The sequence below is a fragment of the Oxalobacteraceae bacterium OTU3CAMAD1 genome (assembly GCA_024123915.1).
GTDB lineage: Bacteria > Pseudomonadota > Gammaproteobacteria > Burkholderiales > Burkholderiaceae_D > Rugamonas.
Genome location: CP099650.1, coordinates 1484534 through 1504501, shown reverse-complemented (window position 1 = coordinate 1504501; position 19968 = coordinate 1484534). Strand labels below are relative to the sequence as shown.

Genomic DNA, 19968 nt, shown 5'->3' with positions numbered 1-19968 from the left:
CTTAGAAAGGCAGTTCCGCGTCCGGCTTGGCGGCCAGGATCACGCTCTTGAACTGGCCCTGGATGCGCGCCAGCGCCTCCGGCGTTTCCGCTTCGAAGCGCATCACGATCACCGGCGTGGTGTTGGACGAACGCGCCAGGCCGAAGCCGTCCTCGTATTCCACGCGCAGGCCGTCGATGGTGATGATCTGCACATTGCCCGGGAATTCGGCGTCCGCGCGCAGCTTGTCCATGACGATGACGTTCTCGCCTTCGCTCAGGTGCAGGTGCAGCTCGGGGGTGCTGTCCGACTGCGGCAGGGAATTGAGCAGCGCCGACGGATCGGCTTCGCGGGTCAGGATCTCCAGCAGGCGCGCGCCCGAGTACAGGCCGTCATCGAAACCGTACCAGCGGTCCTTGAAGAAGATATGGCCGCTCATTTCGCCGCCCAGCGGGGCGCCCGTTTCGCGCAGCTTGGCCTTGACCAGCGAGTGGCCGGTCTTGTACATCAGCGGCACGCCGCCGCTTTTGGTGATGTACGGCGCCAGGTGGCGGGTGCATTTGACGTCGTACAGAATCTGCGCGCCCGGATGGCGGGTCAGCACGTCTTCCGCGAACAGCATCATCTGGCGGTCCGGATAAATGATCTGGCCATCCTTGGTCACCACGCCCAGGCGGTCGCCGTCGCCGTCGAAGGCGATGCCGATTTCGGCGTCGGTCTCCTGCAGCGCGCGGATCAGGTCCTGCAGGTTTTCAGGGTGCGCCGGGTCCGGGTGGTGGTTGGGGAAGTTGCCGTCCACTTCGCAGAACAGCTCGACCACTTCGCAACCCATGCCGCGATACAGGTCGCCGGCGAAGGCGCCGGCCACGCCGTTGCCGCAGTCGACGGCGATCTTGATCGGACGCGCCAGTTTGACGTCGCCGATGATGCGCTCGAGGTACTGGGCGCGGATATCGTGGGTGCTGTACGCGCCCTTTTTCGCGGCCGACGAGCCGTCATGGTCGACGATGCGCTGGTACAGGGAGGTGATGGCCTCGCCGTGGATCGCTTCGCCGGCCAGCACCATCTTGAAGCCGTTGTAGTCCGGCGGATTGTGGCTGCCGGTGACCATGATGCCCGACGCCGCGCCCAGCACATTGGTGCCGAAATAGACCATCGGCGTGGCCACCACACCCAGATCGATCACGTCGACGCCTGCCAGCTGCAAGCCCTCGGCCAGCGCCGCCGTCAGCGACGGTCCGGACAGGCGGCCGTCACGGCCGATCACCACCTTGGTCTCGCCCTTGGCCAGCGCGGCCTGGCCGAACGCCTGCCCGATCGAACGCGCGACGCCCGCATCCAGGGTTTTATCGATGATGCCGCGAATGTCGTAAGCTTTGAAGATCGTTTTGGATAAGGAGACCATATTGGATTCTGGATGTGCGTGTCAAGGCCATGCAGTGGCGGAGCGGACTGCCTTGCCGTGGACGCGGATTAGAGGAAAAAGTAGGTGCCGCCTGCGTTGTAGCAGACACAACATCATAGTGTAAGTGCGATGCCAGCGGCAGGCAAGCCCCGCCGGCCCGTCGCCCGGGGTAAAAACGCTTAAACCTTCAGGCCGGCGATGTCTTTGCCGGCGTCCAGCCATTCCTTGACCCATTTCGGCTGGCGGCCGCGGCCGGTCCACTGCTGGGATTCGTCGGCCGGATTGCGATAGCGCGGCGCCACCGAGCCGGTTTTCCTGCCGCCACGACCGGCGCCGGCGCCGACGTTGCCGACCAGATCCTTGAGCGGCACACCGACGCTTTGGGCGATGGCCAGTATTTGTTCGCGCGCCTTGGCCAGGTCCTGGCCCTCGCGCTGTTTTAACTCGCGTTTTACTTGCTCTTGCAGATTGCGCAAATCCGCGGAAGACATATTCGACAGGTCCATTGGGCTTTCCTTTAAGTGATGACAATATAAAGCGCTGCGCGAATATATTACATCAATCCCGGAAAATCACAGTTTCTTATGGCGTATCATCCAGCGCGGCGCCTTAAAACGGACGATGCGCACATAAATCCAGATGTAACTGCTGATAAACAAAATGCAAAACACCATTAATACCCAGGTGTGGCGCCAGAATACCGTGGCCGGTATCACCGCCATCAGCGAAAACATCCATAAATACGGGGACGTCAGCGAATTGCGGCGGATCAGCGCGCGCGCTTCCTTGCGGCCTACCGCCCATTGGACAACGCGGCGGAAGATCAGGCTATGCAAGTGGATACCGTCGGGCATGGCCGGAGACTTGCCCCGAACAAACATTCTTCGATAAACGGAAAACAAGGTTTCAAACGTCGGATATATTAATAACAACGCGGCGTACCAGGTAGAAACTTGCGGATTGCGCATTACCAGCAGCAATGCCAACTCGCCCAACATAAAGCCGATGAAATAAGCGCCGCCGTCGCCCAGGAATATCATGCCGACCGGGTAATTCCAGATCAGGAAGCCGGCGGTGGCGCCCGCCACCATCAGCGCGGCGATCAGCACGAACATATCGTTGACTTGCAAGGCCACATACCCGAGCGACAGCAGCATGCAAATGCAGACCACGCTGGCAAGGCCGTTGAAACCATCGATGATATTGACGGCATTGGCCACGCCGGCCACCGCCAATACCGTCAACGGCAAGGTGATCCACACATATTGGATGGGCCAGGCGGCGAAGGGAAAGTCGATGCGGTCGATACGGGCGTCGAGCAGCAGGTAGCCCAGCGCGGCGGCGGCCATGGTCAGCAGCAAGCGGCGCGTGGCGCTGACGCGGCCCGTGTAATCCTCGACGATGCCGCCGACGAAGGCGATCGACGCGCAAGCCAGCAGCGAAAACAACCAGTTGCCCATCGCCGGCACGCGCCAGATCGAAATGGCCGAACTGAGCGCGACCGACAAAAAGATCGACAAGCCGCCGATCCGGGCGACTTGGTGCGCGTGCACTTTCTGGACGCCGAGGAAGTCCGAATCCAGGGCTGGCCCGTGCAATCTTGATTCTTTTATGACCAGCAGGGTGAGGAGCGCGGAAGCGACAAAGCTCAGTAAAAAAGAAAACATATTTTATCTATACAAAATTACCGGATGCGCTTACCGGTACAAGGCTGGTCTTGGTCCGCCAGGTTATCAGCACGCTAACCCGCGATTGTACCGGATTGGTCGCGGCAATCCTGAATTGATAACGGGGGTAGTCGCATCCGCGTCAAACATCGGCCGCGTTGGCAACCAGGGAAGCAGTAAAGGGAGCGGAGAGCCGGTTGTCGACGATGCGCCGGCATCATAACAGCAGAAAATTGGTCGGGCGCAATTGCTTACCAATCGATACAAATGACGGCAACTCCGGGGTCAGGTCCGCCATTGCTACACAAGCTGGACTGTTGAATCCCGGCCGGCGCTCAATCCATGCAAAGGCGCAGCGCCTCTTTCCAATCCGGCAAATGGCAAAAGCGCGTCATCAGCAGCTCCGACGACATCACCGAGTATTGCGGCCGCTGTGCCGGCGTCGGATACTCGGCGCTGGCGATCGGCAGCACGCGGCATTCCAGCCCGTCCGCCTCGACGATCGCCTGCGTGAACTCGAACCAGGTGGTACGGCCCTGCGCGCTCAAATGGTAGACGCCGCTGTTGCGCGTCCACCAGTCGGCGCCGCCCGCGCGGGCCTGCGACAGCACCAGCGCCGAGGTGTCGGCGATGGTGCGGCTCCAGGTCGGCGCGCCGTGCTGGTCGGCCACCACGCGCAACTCGTCGCGCTCCCTGGCCAGACGCAGCATGGTCAACAGAAAATTCTTGCCGCGCATGCCATACACCCAGCTGGTGCGGAAGATCAGGTGCGGAATGCCGGCCTCGGCAATTGCCAGCTCCCCGGCCAGCTTGCTGGCGCCGTAGACGTTGAGCGGGCCGGTCGAATCGCCCTCCACCCGCGCCGTCGGCTGCGTGCCGTCGAACACATAGTCGGTCGAATAGTGCACCATGGCCGCGCCCAGCAGCTTGGCCTCGCGCGCCATCACACCAGGCGCCTCGGCATTGATCCGGTGGGCCAGCGCCGGCTCGCTCTCGGCCTTGTCGACCGCCGTGTAGGCGGCCGGATTGACGATCAGCCCCGGCCTGACCTGGCGGATCACGTCGCGCACCTGGTCGAGATCGGACAGATCCATGACTTGCCGGTCCACCGCCACCACCTCGCCCACGCCCTGCAGGCTGCGCGCCAGTTCGTACCCCACCTGGCCGGTGCTGCCCGTCAGCAAAATCTTCACGCGAACACCTCGGCGGCGGCCAGCGGCACGGCGGCCTGGTCCTTGGGCGACAAGGTCGGCGTCACATCCAGCGGCCAACCGATGCCGATGGCCGGGTCGTTCCACAGGATGGCGCGCTCGTGCTCGGGCGCCCAGTAATCGGTGGTTTTATAGAGGAACTCGGCGTGCTCGCTGGTGACCACGAAGCCGTGCGCGAAGCCGGCCGGTATCCACATCTGGCGCATGTTTTCAGCGCTGAGCTCGACGCCATACCACTGACCGAATGTCGCCGATCCCTTGCGGATGTCGACGGCGACGTCGTACACCGCCCCCGCCGTCACACGCACCAGCTTGCCCTGCGGCTGCTGGATCTGGTAATGCAGCCCGCGCAGCACGCCCCGGCGCGAGCGCGAGTGGTTGTCTTGCACGAAGCTGGCGGCCACTCCAGTGGCCTCGGCGAACTGGCGCGCGTTGTAGCTCTCGTAGAAAAAGCCGCGCTCGTCGCCGAACACGCGCGGCTCGAGCACCAGCAAGCCTTCCAACGGCGTAGTAATGACCTTCATCGTGGCACAACCTTATCTTCCAGAATCTGCAGCAGATACTGGCCGTAATTATTCTTCTTGAGCGGCTCGGCCAGCTTGCGCAACTGGGCCGCGTCGATATAGCCCTTGCGATAGGCGATCTCTTCCGGACACGCCACCTTCAAGCCCTGGCGTTTCTCGATGGTGGCGATGAACTGGCCCGCCTCCAGCAGCGACTCGTGGGTGCCGGTGTCGAGCCAGGCCATGCCGCGCCCCATCACTTCGACATTCAACTGTTGCTTCTCGAGGTAGACACGGTTGACGTCGGTGATCTCGAGCTCGCCGCGCGCCGACGGCTTGATGGCGGCGGCGATGTCGCACACCTGGTTATCGTAGAAATACAGGCCGGTGACGGCGTAATTGGACTTGGGCTGCTTGGGTTTTTCCTCGATCGACACGGCCTGGCGGTCGCCGTCGAATTCGACCACGCCGTAGCGCTCCGGGTCCTGCACGTGGTAGGCGAACACGGTGGCGCCGTCGACCTGTTCGCTGGCGTGGTTGAGCAGCGCGTCGAGATCGTTGCCGTAATAAATGTTATCGCCCAGGATCAGCGCGGACGGCGAGTCGCCGACAAATTCCTTGCCGATGATGAACGCTTGCGCCAGGCCGTCCGGCGACGGCTGCACCGCGTAGCTGATCTGGATGCCCCACTGGCTGCCGTCGCCCAGCAGGTCCTGGAAGCGCGGCGTGTCCTGCGGCGTCGAGATCAGCAGGATCTCGGTCATACCGGCGAGCATCAGCACCGTCAGCGGATGATAGATCATCGGCTTGTCGTAGATCGGCAGCAATTGCTTCGACACGCTCATCGTCACCGGATACAACCGTGTGCCGGAACCGCCGGCCAGGATGATGCCCTTGCGGCCGTTGCCGTGGATTGTGCCCGTCGTGCCCATTATGCTTGGCCTTCGCGATTAAAGTAGTTGGTTTCCACCCATTTGGCGTAGCTGCCCGATTGCACATCGCCGACCCAGGCCTGGTTGTCCAGATACCAGCGCACGGTCTTGGCGATGCCGGTCTGGAAGGTCTCGGCCGGTTTCCAGCCCAGTTCGCGCTCGAGCTTGCGGGCGTCGATGGCATAGCGGCGGTCGTGGCCGGGACGGTCCTTGACATAAGTAATCTGGGCGCGGTAACTGGCGCCGTCCGCCTTCGGTTGCAGCCGGTCGAGCATGTCGCACAAGGTGTGCACCACGTCCAGGTTGGCCATCTCGTTCCAGCCGCCGACGTTGTAGGTCTCGCCCAGGCGGCCCGCCTCCAGCACGCGGCGGATGGCGGCGCAATGGTCGCTCACATACAACCAGTCGCGCACCTGCTGGCCGTCGCCGTAGATCGGCAGCGGCTTGCCGGCCTGCGCGTTGGCGATGATCAAGGGGATCAGCTTTTCCGGGAAGTGATACGGGCCGTAATTGTTCGAGCAGTTGGTCGTCACCGTCGGCAGGCCGTAGGTATGATGATAGGAACGCACCAGGTGGTCGGACGCGGCCTTCGACGCCGAGTACGGGCTGTTCGGCGCGAACGCGGTGGTTTCGCTGAACGGCGCGTCGTCCGGGCCGAGCGTGCCGTAGACCTCGTCGGTCGACACGTGCAGGAAGCGGAACGCGGCTTTTTCGGAGTCCGGCAGCGCCGACCAGTAGGCGCGCGTGGCTTCGAGCAGGCTGAAGGTGCCGTTGATGTTGGTGTTGATGAATTCGCCGGGGCCGAGGATGGAGCGGTCGACGTGACTTTCGGCCGCGAAGTGGACCACGGCGCGCGGCTTGTGCAGCTCGAACAGCGCCAGCACCTGGGCCTGGTCGCAGATGTCGCCGCGCACGAAGATGTGGCGCGGATCGTTTTTCAGCGACGCCAGGTTGTTCAGATTGCCGGCGTAGGTCAGCTTGTCATAATTGACAACAGGCTCGTCGGACTGGGCCAGCCAGTCGAGGACAAAGTTTGAACCGATAAAACCGGCACCGCCCGTAACAAAAATCATTTAGTATCCCGCAGCAAGAGTCAAAACAGTCGTAAGAGTGATTTTATGTGAAACTGCGCTGCCCACGGGCAAAAATCAACACTCGCACTCTGATTTCAGGGTAATTCAGATTCCAAAGCAACGAACCAGAGAGCTTCCATATGAAAACCTATGTAATCGGGGATTTGCAAGGCTGCCACGAGCAGGCCTTGTCCATGCTCGACCGCATACGCGCGCACGCGGCCGAGGTCGGCGTGGCCGAACCCGCCATCCTGTTCGCCGGCGACCTGATCAACCGCGGCCCGGACTCGCTGGCCACGCTGCGCCACGTGCGCAAACTGTGCATGGCTAGCGGCGGCCTCATCGACAGCGTGCTGGGCAACCACGACCTGCACCTGCTGGCCGTGGCCTACGGCATCCGTCCGGAGCACAAATCCGACACCCTGGCCGACATCCTGCACGCGCCCGACCGTGACGAGCTGATCGATTGGGTGCGGCGCCGTCCGCTGGCGATCCAGGTGCAAGGTCATGTGCTGGTGCACGCGGGCCTGCTGCCGCAGTGGAGCGCCGACGAGGCCATCGCGCTGGCCGGCGAGGTGCAGGAAATGCTGCGCGGGCCGGACGAAAGCTTCGCCGAATTCCTGGCGGAGATGTACGGCAACCTGCCCGATCAATGGTCGGACGACTTGCGCGGCGCCGACCGGCTGCGCTGCATCATCAACGCCATGACGCGGCTGCGCTTCTGCACCGCCGACGGCGTGATGGATTTCAAGATGAAGGAAAGCGGCACGGCCGACCCGGCGTCAGGCCTGATGCCGTGGTTCGAAGTGCCGGGCCGGCGCACGGCGCGCGACACCGTGGTGTTCGGGCACTGGTCGGCGTTGGGGCTGACGTTGAAGCCCAACCTGATCGGCCTCGACAGTGGCTGCGTGTGGGGCGGGCAGTTGTCGGCCGTGTGCCTGGAGGACCGCAGCGTGCTGCAGGTGCAATGCCCGGAGTTCCAGGAGCCGAGCAGCAAGAAAAAGGCGGCGTAACCGCGGACCCGCAACGCACGGAAAGGGGTCGGACCCAACGGGGTCCGACCCCGCGTGTGCATCACGCCTGGGGGTGGCTCTCGGCTTTTACACCCAAGGCGGCGGCGACGGCCTGGTGCGTCACCTCGGCCAGCTCGCGCCGGTGCGCGCCTATCGTGTCGATCGGCGGCAGCACCATCAGCTTCGCCATCACCGGCGGGCCGTCGAGGATGGCGATGATGCTCTCGGCGAAGGTCATGTCGCCGATGAAATCGACCGACGGATGCCGCGCGCCCTTCGGATCGACATACGACAAGGCCACCGGTTGCACCGGCACCTTGGCGTCGATCGCCGCCTCGAACAAATTGGCGTGGAACGGCAGCAAGTTGCCCTGCGACGAAGTGGTGCCTTCGGGGAAGAACGCCACGCGCTCGCCGCGCTCCAACGTTGTCACCAGCCCCTTGAAGATATGCCGCAGGTCGCGCCGGTTGCCGCGCGAAATGAACACGGTGCCGGCCTTCTCCGCCAGCCAGCCGGCCAGCGGCCACGAGCGGATCTCGGCCTTGGCGACGAAGTGGCTCGGGTGCAGGCTGTGGACGACGAAAATGTCCAGCCACGACACGTGGTTGGCCACCACCACCGCCCGCTCCAACATGGGCGTGGCCGCCTGCTGCTCGACCTTGACGTTGCACATCTTCAGCAAGCGGGTCGACCAGCGGCGGATGTGGCCGTTACGCTTGTCCTGGCTAATCCACGGAAACACCGTGGCGCAGATTCCCATCCCGAGCAGCACGTGCAACATCACCCGCACCAGGCGGAAGATCATGGAAATTTTCATTCAGAAAATCAGCCGCGTTGATAGGCAACGTGGCCAGCCACGATGGTGGTTTGCACCTGCCCGGTCAGGTTGTAGCCGACGAAAGGCGTGTGCTTGCCCTGGCTGGCCAGCGCCGACGCCTCGACGGTCCACGTCGCCTGCGGATCGAAGACGCAAACATCCGCGACCGCGCCGACCGACAGGGTGCCGGCGGCCAAGCCGGCCACGCGGGCGGCGTCGGCCGTGATGCGCGAGATCGCCCGCACCAGCGGACGCATGGCGGCCTTGTCGGCGCCGTTGTGCTGGCCGGCGGCGTAGTCGTCGGCCCATTTCAGGGTCAGCGACAGCAGCAGCTCCAGTCCGGTGGCGCCGGGTGAGGCTTCGCCGAACGGCAGCAGTTTTTCATCGTCGTCGACCGGCGTATGGTCCGAGCACAGCGCGTCGATGGTGCCATCGAGCAGGCCGAGGCGGATGGCGTCGCGGTCGCGCTGGCTGCGCAGCGGCGGCGTCAGGCGCGCATTGGAGTCGAAGAAGCCGATGTCGGCGTCGGTCATGTGGACGTGGTGGGCGCCGACGTCGCAGGTGACCGGCAAGCCTTCCTTCTTGGCCTGGCGCACCAGCTCGATGCCGGCGGCCGACGACAGGCGGCACAGGTGCACGCGGGCGCCGCTCGAACGCATCAGCTCGAAGATGGTGTGCAGCGCGATCGTTTCCGACATCACCGGCACGCCGGACAGGCCCAGGCGCGAAGCCAGCGGACCGCTGGCGGCAATGCCGCCCCGGCCGATGTGCGCGTCCTGCGGGCGCAGCCAGACGGTGTAGTTGAAGGTTTTTGCGTACTGCATCGCGCGCAGCAGCACGTTGGTGTCTTCGATCGGCTCTTCGGCCTGCGCGAAGCCGATGCAGCCGGCTTCGGTCAGCTCGGCCATCTCGGTCAGCGCCTTGCCTTTGAGGCCGACGGTCAGCGCGCCCAGCGGGTGCACGTGGGCCTGGTTCAGCGTTTTGGCGCGGTATTTGAGCATCTCCACCAGGCCCGGCTCGTCGAGCACGGGGTCGGTGTCCGGTGGGCAGATCAAGCTGGTCACGCCGCCCTGCATCGCCGCCTGCATTTCCGATTCCAGCGTGGCCTTGTATTCGTAGCCCGGCTCGCGCAGGCGCGCCGACAAATCGACGAAGCCCGGCGAGACGATCATGCCGGCGGCGTCGATGGTCTGGTCCGCCGCAAAGCCTGCTGGCGCGTCGCCGATCGCCAGCACCTTGCCGTCGGCGATGTACAGGTCTTGCTTGGCGTCGATGCCGTTGGCCGGGTCGACCAGGTGGCCGTTCTTGATATGGAGTTTTTTATTCGAGTTCATTCCTGCTTTCATCCTTGCGTTCCCGCCACAATGCTCATCACCGCCATCCGTACCGCGATGCCGAACGTCACCTGCGGCAGAATTACCGCCTGCGGACCGTCCGCCACCGCCGAATCGATTTCCACGCCACGGTTCATCGGCCCCGGGTGCATGACGATCGCGTCCGGCTTGGCCAGCGCCAGGCGCTCCGGCGTCAGGCCGTAGCTCTTGAAGTATTCCTGCGCCGACGGCAGCAGCGCGCCGCTCATGCGCTCGTTTTGCAGGCGCAGCATGATGATCACGTCGACGCCCTTCAAGCCCTCTTCCATGTTGGTGAAGGTGCGCACGCCCATCTGCTCCAGGCCGCCCGGCAGCAGCGTGTGCGGGCCGATCGCGCGCACTTCCGGCACGCCCAGGGTGGTCAGCGCGTGGATGTCCGAACGGGCCACGCGGCTGTGCAGGATGTCGCCGACGATGGCCACCGTCAGGTTGGTGAAGTCCTTCTTGTAGTGGCGGATCGTGTACATGTCCAGCAGACCCTGGGTCGGGTGCGCGTGGCGGCCGTCGCCGGCGTTGACCACGTGCACGTGCGACTGCTTGGTGTCGTGCAGGTGCTTGGCGATCAGGTAGGGCGCGCCCGACTGCGCGTGGCGCACGACGAACATATCGGCGTGCATGGCCGACAGGTTGTCGATGGTGTCGAGCAGCGATTCGCCCTTGCTGGCCGACGAGGCCTGGATGTTCAGGTTGATGACGTCGGCCGACAGGCGCTTGGAGGCGATCTCGAAGGTGGTGCGGGTGCGGGTCGAGTTCTCGAAGAACAGGTTGAACACCGACTTGCCGCGCATCAGCGGCACTTTCTTGACGTCGCGGTCCGAGATGCCGACGAACGACGAGGCGGTGTCCAGGATGTGATTGAGGATGGATTTGGGCAGTCCCTCGATCGACAGCAGGTGCTGGAGTTCGCCGTTTTTATTCAGTTGCGGATTGAGCATGGTGTGGTGGGTCGCGTTAAATTAAGCGTGGTCTATGGTGAGCGTGAATTTTCCATCGTCGGCGCGCTTGAGCACCAGCGCCTGCCCTTGCGGCACGGCCACATGCGCGGCGACGAAATCGGCGGCCACCGGCAACTGGCGCTCGCCGCGGTCGACCAGCGCGGCAAGCATGATGCGCGCCGGGCGGCCATAGTCGAACAGCTCGTTGATCGCGGCGCGCGTGGTGCGGCCGGTGTAGAGCACGTCGTCGACCAGCAGGATGTTGGCGGCGGCCACGTCGAAGGTGATGTTGGTCGGCTTGACCTCGGCCGGCAAGCCCTTCTTGGCGTAGTCGTCGCGGTAGAAGGAAACGTCGAGCACGCCGCAGCGGGCCGACAGGCCGAGGTCGGCCGCGAGGCGCTCGGCGATCCAGGCGCCGCCGGAGTGGATGCCGACGATGGCGACGTCGGACACGCCTTCGAGGCCGGCCTTGACGTCGGCCAGCAGGGCCGCGTACAGCGCCTCGGCATCGAGTTGATTGGGGTTCAGTGTGGACATGGTTGTTCGCTAGGTGGCGTCGAAATATTGTTGCAGGATGATGGCGGCGGCGCGGTCGTCGATGACCTCGCCGCGCTTGGCGGAAATGACCGCCGACGAATAGCGCTCGTCGACCAGCTCGACCGGCAGGTTGAAGCGGCCATGGAGCTGGTTGGCGAACTTGCGCGCGCGCGCCGTCATCTCGTGTTCGGCGCCATCGGGATGCATGGGCAGGCCGACCACGAGGCGGGCGGGTTTCCATTCGTCGAGCAAGGCCTGGATATCGGCAAAGCGCGTGGCGTTGTCGATGGCGGAGATGACTTTGACTGGCTGGGCCTGGCGAATCATGGTGTTACCCATGGCCACGCCGATACGTTTGACGCCGAAATCGAAAGCGAAGATGGTGTCGACGCTCACGGTTGACCGAACTCATGCATGGCCGGCCTCGGACGTGAGCATCAGCGGATCGATGCCCAGCAGGCGCATGGCGGCCGTGTAGCGTTCCTCGATGGGCAGGTTGAACAGGATCTCGGGATCGGCGCCGACCGTGAGCCAGCCGTTGCGGCCGATCTCCTCCTCCAGCTGGCCCGGGCTCCAGCCCGAGTAGCCGATCGACACCAGCATCTGCGGCGGGCCCTCGCCGGCGGCGACGGCCTCGAGCACGTCGATCGACGTCGTGAAGGCGATATCCTTGGTCACCGTCAGCGACGACGAGTAGCGGTTGCCCGGCGTGTGCAGCACGAAGCCGCGGTCGTCCTGCACCGGGCCGCCGAACATGATGGGCTCGTCCACGTGGGACTCCAGGCCGGGGCCCTCTTCCAGCTTCAGGTCTATGCGTTCGAACAACACTTGCATGGTCATATCGGTGGGTTTGTTGATCACCACGCCCAATACGCCGTTTTCGTTGTGCTCGCAGACGTAGACGACGGTGCCGCCGAAGACCGGATCTTGCATGGAAGGCATTGCAATGAGGAAATGATTCGCCAGGTTCAGGGATGGGGCGGCGTTGGCGCCGATGGGGCCCAATTCGTCCATCTCATCCTGTGGCTCGTCCTGGGGTTCGCCTTTCCTGAGGCCGGATACAGGTAGAGTTTTGCCGATTTTGCTCTTCTTCATACGCGTTGCTCTCTCTGTGCTGAATGCGTGATCTTACCGTGCGGCCGCCGGGTCTTGGCTATGTCTTGCACTCTGTCCTGGACAAATGCTGTAACATCGCGCCGCTAGCAGCTGTCTCTCTCACCGATAGTTTACACTGAATTGAGGGTGCGGCCATGATTGCGTTCCCCCACGAGATTGACACAGACCGAATGAAACTGAAATCGTCCCTGGTATGGCTGCGCCGTGATTTGCGCGTGTTCGACCATGTCGCCCTGAATCAGGCGCTGCAGGACAGCGCCACCGTGTATTGCGTTTTTGTCTACGATACAACCATCCTGGACGCCCTGCCGCGCCGCGACCGCCGCGTCGACTTCATCCACGCCAGCCTGGCGGAGGTGGCCGACGAGCTGCGGCAGCTGGGCGGCCACCTGATCGTGCGCCATGCCGATCCGGCCGCCGACATCCCGGCGCTGGCGGCCGAGCTGGGCGTCGACGCCGTGTTCTGCAACCACGATTATGAACCGCAAGCGATCGCCCGCGACGCCGCCGTGGCCGAGGCGTTGCAGGAGGCCGGCCGCCAGTTCTTTAGCTACAAGGACCAGGTGATCTTTGAAAAGAGCGAGGTGCTGTCGCAGACCGGCGGCGTGTTCTCGGTATTTACGCCCTACAAGAATGCGTGGCTGAAAAAGATGACGGCCGATCCGTCGGTGCTGGCGCCTTACCACATCGAGCCGCATGCGGCGCGGCTGGCGCCGCCTCCATCGCCGGCCCCCGCCCTGCCGACCCTGGCCGAGCTGGGCTTCGAGCCGAGCAACCTGGCCGAGCTCAATATTCCGACCGGCATGTCCGGCGCGGCGGCGCTGTTCGACGATTTCCTGCCGCGCATCGCCGACTACAAGACGGCGCGCGACTATCCGGCGGTCAAAGGGCCGTCCTACCTGTCGCTGCATTTCCGTTTCGGCACGCTATCGGTGCGCCATCTGGTGCGCACGGTGGTGGACCTGATGGCGCGCGGCGCCGGCGGCGAAGGCGCGCCGGTCTGGCTGGCCGAGCTGATCTGGCGCGAGTTCTACGCGATGATCTTGTTCCACAATCCGCACGTGGTGGGCGGCGCCTACAAGCCGGCCTACGACGCCATCCAGTGGGAGACGGGGCCGGAGGCGGACAAATTGTTCGCCGCCTGGTGCGAAGGCCGCACCGGCTATCCACTGGTCGACGCGGCGATGGCGCAACTGAACCAGACCGGCTATATGCACAATCGCCTGCGCATGGTGGCGGCGTGCTTCCTGATCAAGGACCTGGGCATCGACTGGCGGCGCGGCGAGGCATATTTCGCGCTGCAGTTGAACGACTTCGACCTGGCGTCGAATAACGGCGGCTGGCAATGGGCGTCGTCGTCGGGATGCGACGCGCAGCCGTATTTCCGGATTTTCAACCCGATCACCCAGTCGGAGAAATTCGACGGCGGCGGTAAATTCATCCGGCGCTATCTGCCGCAGTTGAAGGACCTGGGCGACAAAGAGATTCACGCGCCGTGGCAAACCCCGCGCATGCTGCCGCTCGATTATCCGGCACCGGTGGTCATGCACGACGAGGCGCGCAAACGCACGCTGGAGCGCTACGAGGTCGTAAAAAAAACCGCGCAACCTGCATAACGGGCCGGCGATACGGGACCTCAAAAATCGTGGAGACACGTAGGGCGGATTAGGCGGAACGCCGTAATCGGCCATGGTTGCGCCGCCTGCGGAGCATGCATGGCCGATTACGCTACGCTAATCCGCCCTACGTGGATCCAAAGTCAATCAACGGTCCCGTAAATTTGTCGCGTTGAGCATCGCCTATTTCAACAACGCGGTAATCGCCTCCAGCAGCACCGGTTCCTGGAACGGTTTGCCGAAATACGCGTTCACGCCCAGCTGCAAGGCGTAATTGCGGTGCTTGTCCGCGCTGCGCGACGTGATCATGATGATAGGAATTTCCTTGGTCCGGTCATCGCCGCGCACATTGCGGGTCAGGTCGAAACCGTCCATGCGCGGCATTTCGATATCGACCAGCATCAAATCCGGCGTCATGTCCTGCAACTGCTCCAGCGCGTCCACGCCATCCTTGGCCAGCAAGACATTGTAGCCTTCGCGCTCGAGCAAGCGCTGGGTCACGCGCCGCACCGTCATCGAATCGTCCACCACCATGATGGAACGCGCATTGGAGCGCGCCTGCGCCGGATTGGCCGCCTGTGCGTACTGCCGCCGGGCCTCCGGCTGATGCGCCAGATGCTGCACCAGCGCCACCGGATTCAGAATCAGCACGATATCCCCCGTCCCCAGCACCGTCGCCCCGGCGATACCGGCCATGCGCGACAACTGCGGACCGATATTCTTGATGACCACCTCGCGGTTGCCCAGCACCTCGTCGACCTGCACTGCCAGCCGCTCGTTGCCGTTCTTGAGCATCATCACCGGCGCCGAGCGCTGCACCGGCACGGGCGCATCCGCCTCGCCCAGCAAGGCTGGCAGATAATGCAGCGCCGCCTGGTGCCCTTGGATCGGCACGAAACCGCTTTGATGCGCCTCGGCCAGCGCCGCGTCCTTCATCTGCAGCACCTGTTCGACCAAAATCGACGGGAAGGCATAGGTCTTGCCGCCAGCGTCGAGCAGCACGACCTGCGTGACGGCCAGGGTCAACGGCAGGCGGATGGTGAAGCGCGTACCCTTGCCTCGTTCGGAAAACATGTCGACGCGCCCGCCCAGCGATTGCGCCTCCGACTGCACGATGTCCATGCCGACGCCGCGCCCCGACAGCTCGGTCAGCGATTCGGCGGTGGAGAAGCCCGGCTCGAAAATCAGGTCGGCGATTTGCGCCTCGGTGGCCTCGTCCCCTTCCAGCAGCAGGCCGCTGCCGATCGCTTTCGCGCGGATGCGTTCCAGATCGAGGCCGGCGCCGTCGTCGCTAAATTCGATGACAACCTCGTTCCCCTGCTGCGTCACCTGCACCAGCAGTTCGCCGGTTTCGTTCTTGCCCGCCTCGGCCCGGGCGGCGCGCGACTCCACGCCGTGGGCGATGGCGTTGCGCAGCAGGTGCTCGAACGGCGCGGCCATGCGTTCCAACACGCTGCGGTCGATCTCCACGGCGCTGCCGCGAATGTCCAGATTGACGCGCTTGTCCACTTCCTTGGCGCTTTGACGGGCCACGCGGAACAGCCGCTCCGAGATGCTGGCGAACGGCACCATGCGCACGCGCATCAGGTCACGCTGAAGATCGCGCGTCAGGCGCGCCTGCAGCACCAGGTCGTTGCTGGCGGTATCGACGCCACGGGTCAAGCTCTCGTGGAACGAGGCGACGTCGTTGACGCTTTCCGCCATCATGCGGGTCAACTCCTGCAGCCGGGTGAAGCGGTCGAACTCGAGCGGATCGAATTCGCGGTCGCTCGACACCGACATGCGCGAGGCGATCTGCGATTCGGCCTGCATTTCCACCTCGCGCAACTGGCGGCGCAGCCGGCCGAGGTTCTCGGAGAAGTCCAGCAGCGACGAGCGCAAGGTGGCGACTTCGTTCTCCAGCTTGGAGCGCGAGATCGATACCTCGCCGGCCTGGTTGACCAGGCGATCCAGGATGTCGGCGCGCACGCGCACCAACGGCGATTTGGCGCCGGCCGGTGGCTCCCCGCCGGGCGGTACCACGTGCGCAATGCCGGCCGCGTCGTCGGCGGCCGCGATATCGGCGCCGGGCGCGGCATCGCCGCCAGCCATCGCCGGCGCGCCGGCCTCCATGCTTTCGACGTCGGCGGCGAGACCGGCGACACCGGCTTCGGCCGGGATGGATTTGAGCGCATCCGGATGCTGCAATTGTTCGAACAGCAGCAAGGCGTGGTCGTAGTGCGCGAGCAGCTCGTCAAACGCTTGCGGCGTGGCGAAACCGGCGTGCACCATGTTCTCGATATGGGTTTCGATTTCATGCGCGTGCTGGCCCAGCCGCATCGCGCCGGCCATGCGCGCGCTGCCCTTGACCGTGTGCAGCAGGCGCAGCAGACCTTGCGCGTGCGACGTGTCGGCGGGATTGTGCTGCCAGGCGCGCAGTGCTTCGCCTACCTGCGGCAGCAGGTCCGCGCCCTCTTCGAGGAAAACCGGCAGCAGGTCGGCGTCCAGCTCGTCGTTGAAGAGCGCCGGCGCGGCGGCCAGTATCTCCGGTTCGGCCGGAGCCAGTTCGATGATCTCGGCGTCCAGCGCCGGAGCCGGTTCCGGTTCCAATTCCGGTTCCGGTTCCGGTTCCAATTCCGGTACCAGTTCCGATTCTGGTTCCAGTTCCGGTTCCGACGGCGCGGCCATGTTCAGCGGCGGGTCGGCGAAGGCGTCGTCGAAGGCCGCGTTGAACAAGTCGTCGATGCTGTCGTCGGCGCGCGCTTCGACCTTTTTCGGTTCCGGCGCGGCCACGGGGGCATCCGATTCCGGCACGCTCCCGCTAAGCACTTCGTAGGCATCCCTGAACAAGCGGTCCAGCTGCGTCTCCTCCGCCTCCGGCGGCTGCGGCGGCGACGCGATGTTTTCCATCGTCTCTGCCACCAGGTCATCCAGACGCGCCTCGATATCCTGGCCGGCGCCGGGCGGCGTGGCGGCCAGTTCCTCGCTCAACTGCTGCAAGGCGGCGATCAGCTCCGGCTGCGCGGCGGGCATCTCGCCCTGCGCAAAACTCTGTAGCATCTGGCGGATGCGCTCTATCGCGAAGTCCAGCAGATCGTGCTGCGCCTGGTCCAGATGCGGAGCCGGTGGCAGCAGCGATTGCAGCGTCGCCTCCAGCGCCAGCGCCACTTCGCGCAAGACCTTGAAGCCGACCGTGCCCGAAGTGCCGGCCAGCGTGTGGGACGCCTGCAAGGCCTCGGGATTGACCGGGCGGCGCGGTTCATGGCGCCACTCGCCGAAGTCCTGCTTCAACAGGCGAACCAGTTCGTCCGTCTCGTGCAGATAGATGTTGTACAGCGGCAGGGGGATGTCCAACCCGCCGATATGCTTGACGTTGTCGTCGCGCGGCGCCAGCGGCGCCGTCACGGTGGGGAACTCGATGACGTTGCCGGTGGTGGAAGGCGCCGCCGCTGGCGGCGCCGGCTCGGCGATCTCCAGCGGCTCGGCGACCTCCGGTGCTACGAAGGCCTCCGGCGCCCCGGGCGCTTCCTCCGCCGCCGGAGCGGCTTCCTCGATGAAGAATTCGCCCCCCTCCTGAACACGCGCGGCGGCGGCCACCAACGCGTCGGCGTTGCGGGCCGATACGCCGGCGGACGCCAACTCCGCCACCCAGGCACCCAGCTCGCGCGCGGCGGCCGCCAGCAGCGCGAACAGCGCATCGGACGAAGGCCGCTCCTCGGCCAGCCAGGTATTCATCACCCGCTCGACCGCATGCGCGGCGTCGGCGAACTGGTTCAGCCCCACCATCCGCCCGCTGCCCTTGAGCGTGTGGAAGGAGCGGCGCAACATGATCAGGGACTGCTCGCCGCCGGATTCAGAACGTGGCTTGGCCAGCGTTTCATCGACAAAGTCCAGCACCTCGCGCGCCTCGGCGATGAAGATCTCGAGCAGCTCCGCCTCCACCGCCGCGTCGCTGGCGGCGGGCGGCGGCGCTTCGGCCGGCATCGATGCCGGCGCCGGTGCCACAACCTCCTGATCCAGCACCGGTATCGACTCCGACTCCGCCATCTTCTTGAACGGCACCGAACGGAAGGTCCCCTGCTGCGCGTCGAAGGCAAAACGCTCGCGCGCGCCGGCCGCGTTCTGCGCCAGCATGTCGACAAAAAATCCCAGCGCGCCAACATTCTGCGCGATGTCATCCAGCGCCTTCTGCTCCTGCGCGGAATCGCCGCCGCCGGCGGCCAGCGACAGCACCCCGGCCTTGACGTGCTGCGCCGCCTTCATCGCATCTTCCTGATCGAGCATCGCCAGCGCGCCCTGCAACTGGTGCAGCACCGGATCGAGTTCCGCCAGCGACGGGCGCTTGGACGGATCGATGTAGTACTCGTCGAGCACCTTCTCCACCTGGCGCAAGCCGGTCTTCATTTCCAGCGCCAGCGCGATCGCGGTGTCGTCCTGCCGCATCTGCCGCGCCAGGCCGCTCTGCCACTGCGCCGGCTCCGGCGGCGTATCGCCGGACACCAGCGCCAGCAGCCGGGCGCCTATCGTATCGGCGTTCGCCGCGAAATCGGCCGGCAGGTGGCGGATCTGCTCAAGGCCATGCTCGGCGAACAGCAGCGCGGTCGCCATCTCCAGCGCCAGCTCCTCGCTGCGCCCGGCCGAGACGGCGGTGCGCGCCACATCGGCCAACTGGCGCATCAGCGCGCTGAGGGCCGGAATATTGAGCTTGTCGCATTCGCCCGCGACGTCAGCCAGCGCGGTGTCGAACGCCGCGTCCAGACCGGGATCGATCTCCGCCTCGGCAAGCCTGTCCCAACTGGCCTTGGCCTGCGCCATGCCGGTCCTGGCGCGCTCCAGCGCCTCGTTGTCGATCTGGCCGTAGCGGCGGGTCTCGTAATCGGCCGGCGCCAGGCCGTCGAGCGCGAACACCGCGCGCATCTTCCTCGCCGTCGGCGATTCGGTGTCCGCGCCGGCCGCCGCGATGAAGAACAGCGCGTCGCGCAACATCGTGTCCGGCTGCGCCACGGTGCCCTGGCTCAGACGGCGGATTTGCAGATTGATCAACCCGAACAGCTGCTTCACATACAGGCCGCCCGCCAGTTCGCCGCCGGCCACCAACTCGGCGAAGCCCTGCATCGCCAGCCAGAAGGTGCGGGCCTTGTGGTCGCGCTGCGCATCGGCCACCAGCTTCACGGCGTCGAGCAGCGCGGCGGCGTGTTCCCGCTGCTGCGCCGGTTCCGTGCTTTTCATATAAGGCAGCAGCGCGCGTTCGAAACGCTGGCGATACGCGGAATAGTCGACCAACCCGTCGGCCGCCGCCTCGGCGCCCTCGCCGCTTTCGGCGTCATCGGCGCCCGGCGCGCCGGACAAATCGGGGAAGAACAGGTCCGCCGGGTGTATCCGGTCGGCGCCTATCATCTCCTGCACCGCGCGGTAGTAAGGGAAAAGCCTGGCCGGCTGCGACGGCGCGCCCTCCAGCAGCTCCTCCAGATACTCGACCAGCGCCTGATACAGCTGCGACACCGCCTCCACATTGTCGGTGCTGCACTTGACCGTGCCGGCCTTGAACCGGTCCAGCGCCGCCTCGGCCAACTCCGTCATCTGGCTTACGCCGTCGATGTCGACCATCTGCAGCGCGCCATGGGCCTGGTGCAAATGCGATTTCGCATGCTGCAGCTGCGTCGCCTGATCTTCCGCCGCCCTGCCGCCCGCCTCGACCAGCGCGGTCCTGGAGCGCGCCAGCGACTCCCGGATCTCGACCATCACCCAGGACAGGGGGCCGGTATCCAATTGCGGTTGTGGTGGTGTCGAAAAATCAGTTGTGGTCATGCTT

The 19968-nt window shown here is 64.8% G+C and carries 16 protein-coding genes; 2 read left to right on the top strand and 14 right to left on the bottom strand.

The genetic code is table 11. The annotated features are described in order from the left end of the window. Position 1 precedes the first annotated feature (1 nt). The 7 genes from NHH88_06345 to rfbB form a co-directional block, all read right to left on the bottom strand. Entirely contained in the window at positions 2-1384 is a 1383-nt protein-coding gene (locus NHH88_06345) for a phosphomannomutase/phosphoglucomutase (protein USX15400.1), read from the bottom strand. Between the two features lie 179 nt (positions 1385-1563). Beyond that, positions 1564-1890, bottom strand: a complete 327-nt coding sequence (locus NHH88_06340) for an H-NS histone family protein (protein USX15399.1) — start codon at positions 1888-1890, stop codon at positions 1564-1566. Positions 1891-1956: 66 nt separating this feature from the next. Further along, entirely contained in the window at positions 1957-3051 is a 1095-nt protein-coding gene (locus NHH88_06335) for a glycosyltransferase (protein USX15398.1), read from the bottom strand. 335 nt (positions 3052-3386) lie between these two features. Further along, entirely contained in the window at positions 3387-4244 is an 858-nt protein-coding gene (gene rfbD / locus NHH88_06330; GenBank protein USX15397.1) for a dTDP-4-dehydrorhamnose reductase, read from the bottom strand. Beyond that, on the bottom strand, positions 4241-4786 hold the full coding sequence (gene rfbC / locus NHH88_06325; protein USX15396.1) for a dTDP-4-dehydrorhamnose 3,5-epimerase: 546 nt from the start codon (positions 4784-4786) through the stop codon (positions 4241-4243). The genes rfbD and rfbC overlap by 4 nt, the downstream gene beginning before the upstream one ends. Beyond that, entirely contained in the window at positions 4783-5697 is a 915-nt protein-coding gene (gene rfbA, locus NHH88_06320) for a glucose-1-phosphate thymidylyltransferase RfbA (GenBank protein ID USX15395.1), read from the bottom strand. The genes rfbC and rfbA overlap by 4 nt, the downstream gene beginning before the upstream one ends. Continuing rightward, on the bottom strand, positions 5697-6770 hold the full coding sequence (gene rfbB / locus NHH88_06315) for a dTDP-glucose 4,6-dehydratase (protein ID USX15394.1): 1074 nt from the start codon (positions 6768-6770) through the stop codon (positions 5697-5699). Before rfbB ends, rfbA begins: the two co-directional genes overlap by 1 nt. Before the next feature lie 140 nt (positions 6771-6910). Here rfbB and NHH88_06310 point away from each other — a divergent pair, with 140 nt between their 5' ends. Further along, positions 6911-7783, top strand: a complete 873-nt coding sequence (locus tag NHH88_06310; GenBank protein USX15393.1) for a symmetrical bis(5'-nucleosyl)-tetraphosphatase — start codon at positions 6911-6913, stop codon at positions 7781-7783. A gap of 61 nt (positions 7784-7844) precedes the next feature. Here the strand turns inward: NHH88_06310 and NHH88_06305 are convergent, their stop codons facing one another. From NHH88_06305 to NHH88_06280, 6 genes are all read right to left on the bottom strand, one after another. Continuing rightward, positions 7845-8600 (bottom strand): 1-acyl-sn-glycerol-3-phosphate acyltransferase, encoded by a 756-nt coding sequence (locus NHH88_06305; GenBank protein ID USX15392.1) that lies wholly within the window; start codon positions 8598-8600, stop codon positions 7845-7847. An 8-nt stretch (positions 8601-8608) separates the two neighbouring features. Then, a complete protein-coding gene (locus tag NHH88_06300) occupies positions 8609-9934 on the bottom strand; it encodes a dihydroorotase (protein ID USX15391.1) in 1326 nt (441 codons plus the stop codon). An 8-nt stretch (positions 9935-9942) separates the two neighbouring features. After that, a complete protein-coding gene (locus NHH88_06295) occupies positions 9943-10908 on the bottom strand; it encodes an aspartate carbamoyltransferase catalytic subunit (protein USX15390.1) in 966 nt (321 codons plus the stop codon). A 21-nt stretch (positions 10909-10929) separates the two neighbouring features. Further along, positions 10930-11445 carry a bifunctional pyr operon transcriptional regulator/uracil phosphoribosyltransferase PyrR gene (gene pyrR, locus NHH88_06290; GenBank protein USX15389.1) on the bottom strand — a complete coding sequence of 172 codons (516 nt, stop codon included), beginning with the start codon at positions 11443-11445 and terminating at the stop codon, positions 10930-10932. Between the two features lie 9 nt (positions 11446-11454). Further along, positions 11455-11784, bottom strand: a complete 330-nt coding sequence (gene ruvX, locus NHH88_06285; GenBank protein ID USX17280.1) for a Holliday junction resolvase RuvX — start codon at positions 11782-11784, stop codon at positions 11455-11457. Between the two features lie 69 nt (positions 11785-11853). Next, the gene (locus NHH88_06280; protein ID USX15388.1) at positions 11854-12459 is read right to left on the bottom strand and encodes a YqgE/AlgH family protein; all 606 of its coding nucleotides are present in this window, start codon (positions 12457-12459) and stop codon (positions 11854-11856) included. Between the two features lie 272 nt (positions 12460-12731). Between NHH88_06280 and NHH88_06275 the strand changes: the two genes are divergently transcribed. Continuing rightward, positions 12732-14177, top strand: coding sequence for a DNA photolyase family protein (locus NHH88_06275; GenBank protein ID USX15387.1), 1446 nt, complete (start codon positions 12732-12734; stop codon positions 14175-14177). 183 nt (positions 14178-14360) lie between these two features. Here NHH88_06275 and NHH88_06270 read toward each other — a convergent pair whose 3' ends face one another. Further along, entirely contained in the window at positions 14361-19964 is a 5604-nt protein-coding gene (locus NHH88_06270) for an Hpt domain-containing protein (protein USX15386.1), read from the bottom strand. Positions 19965-19968 lie beyond the last annotated feature (4 nt).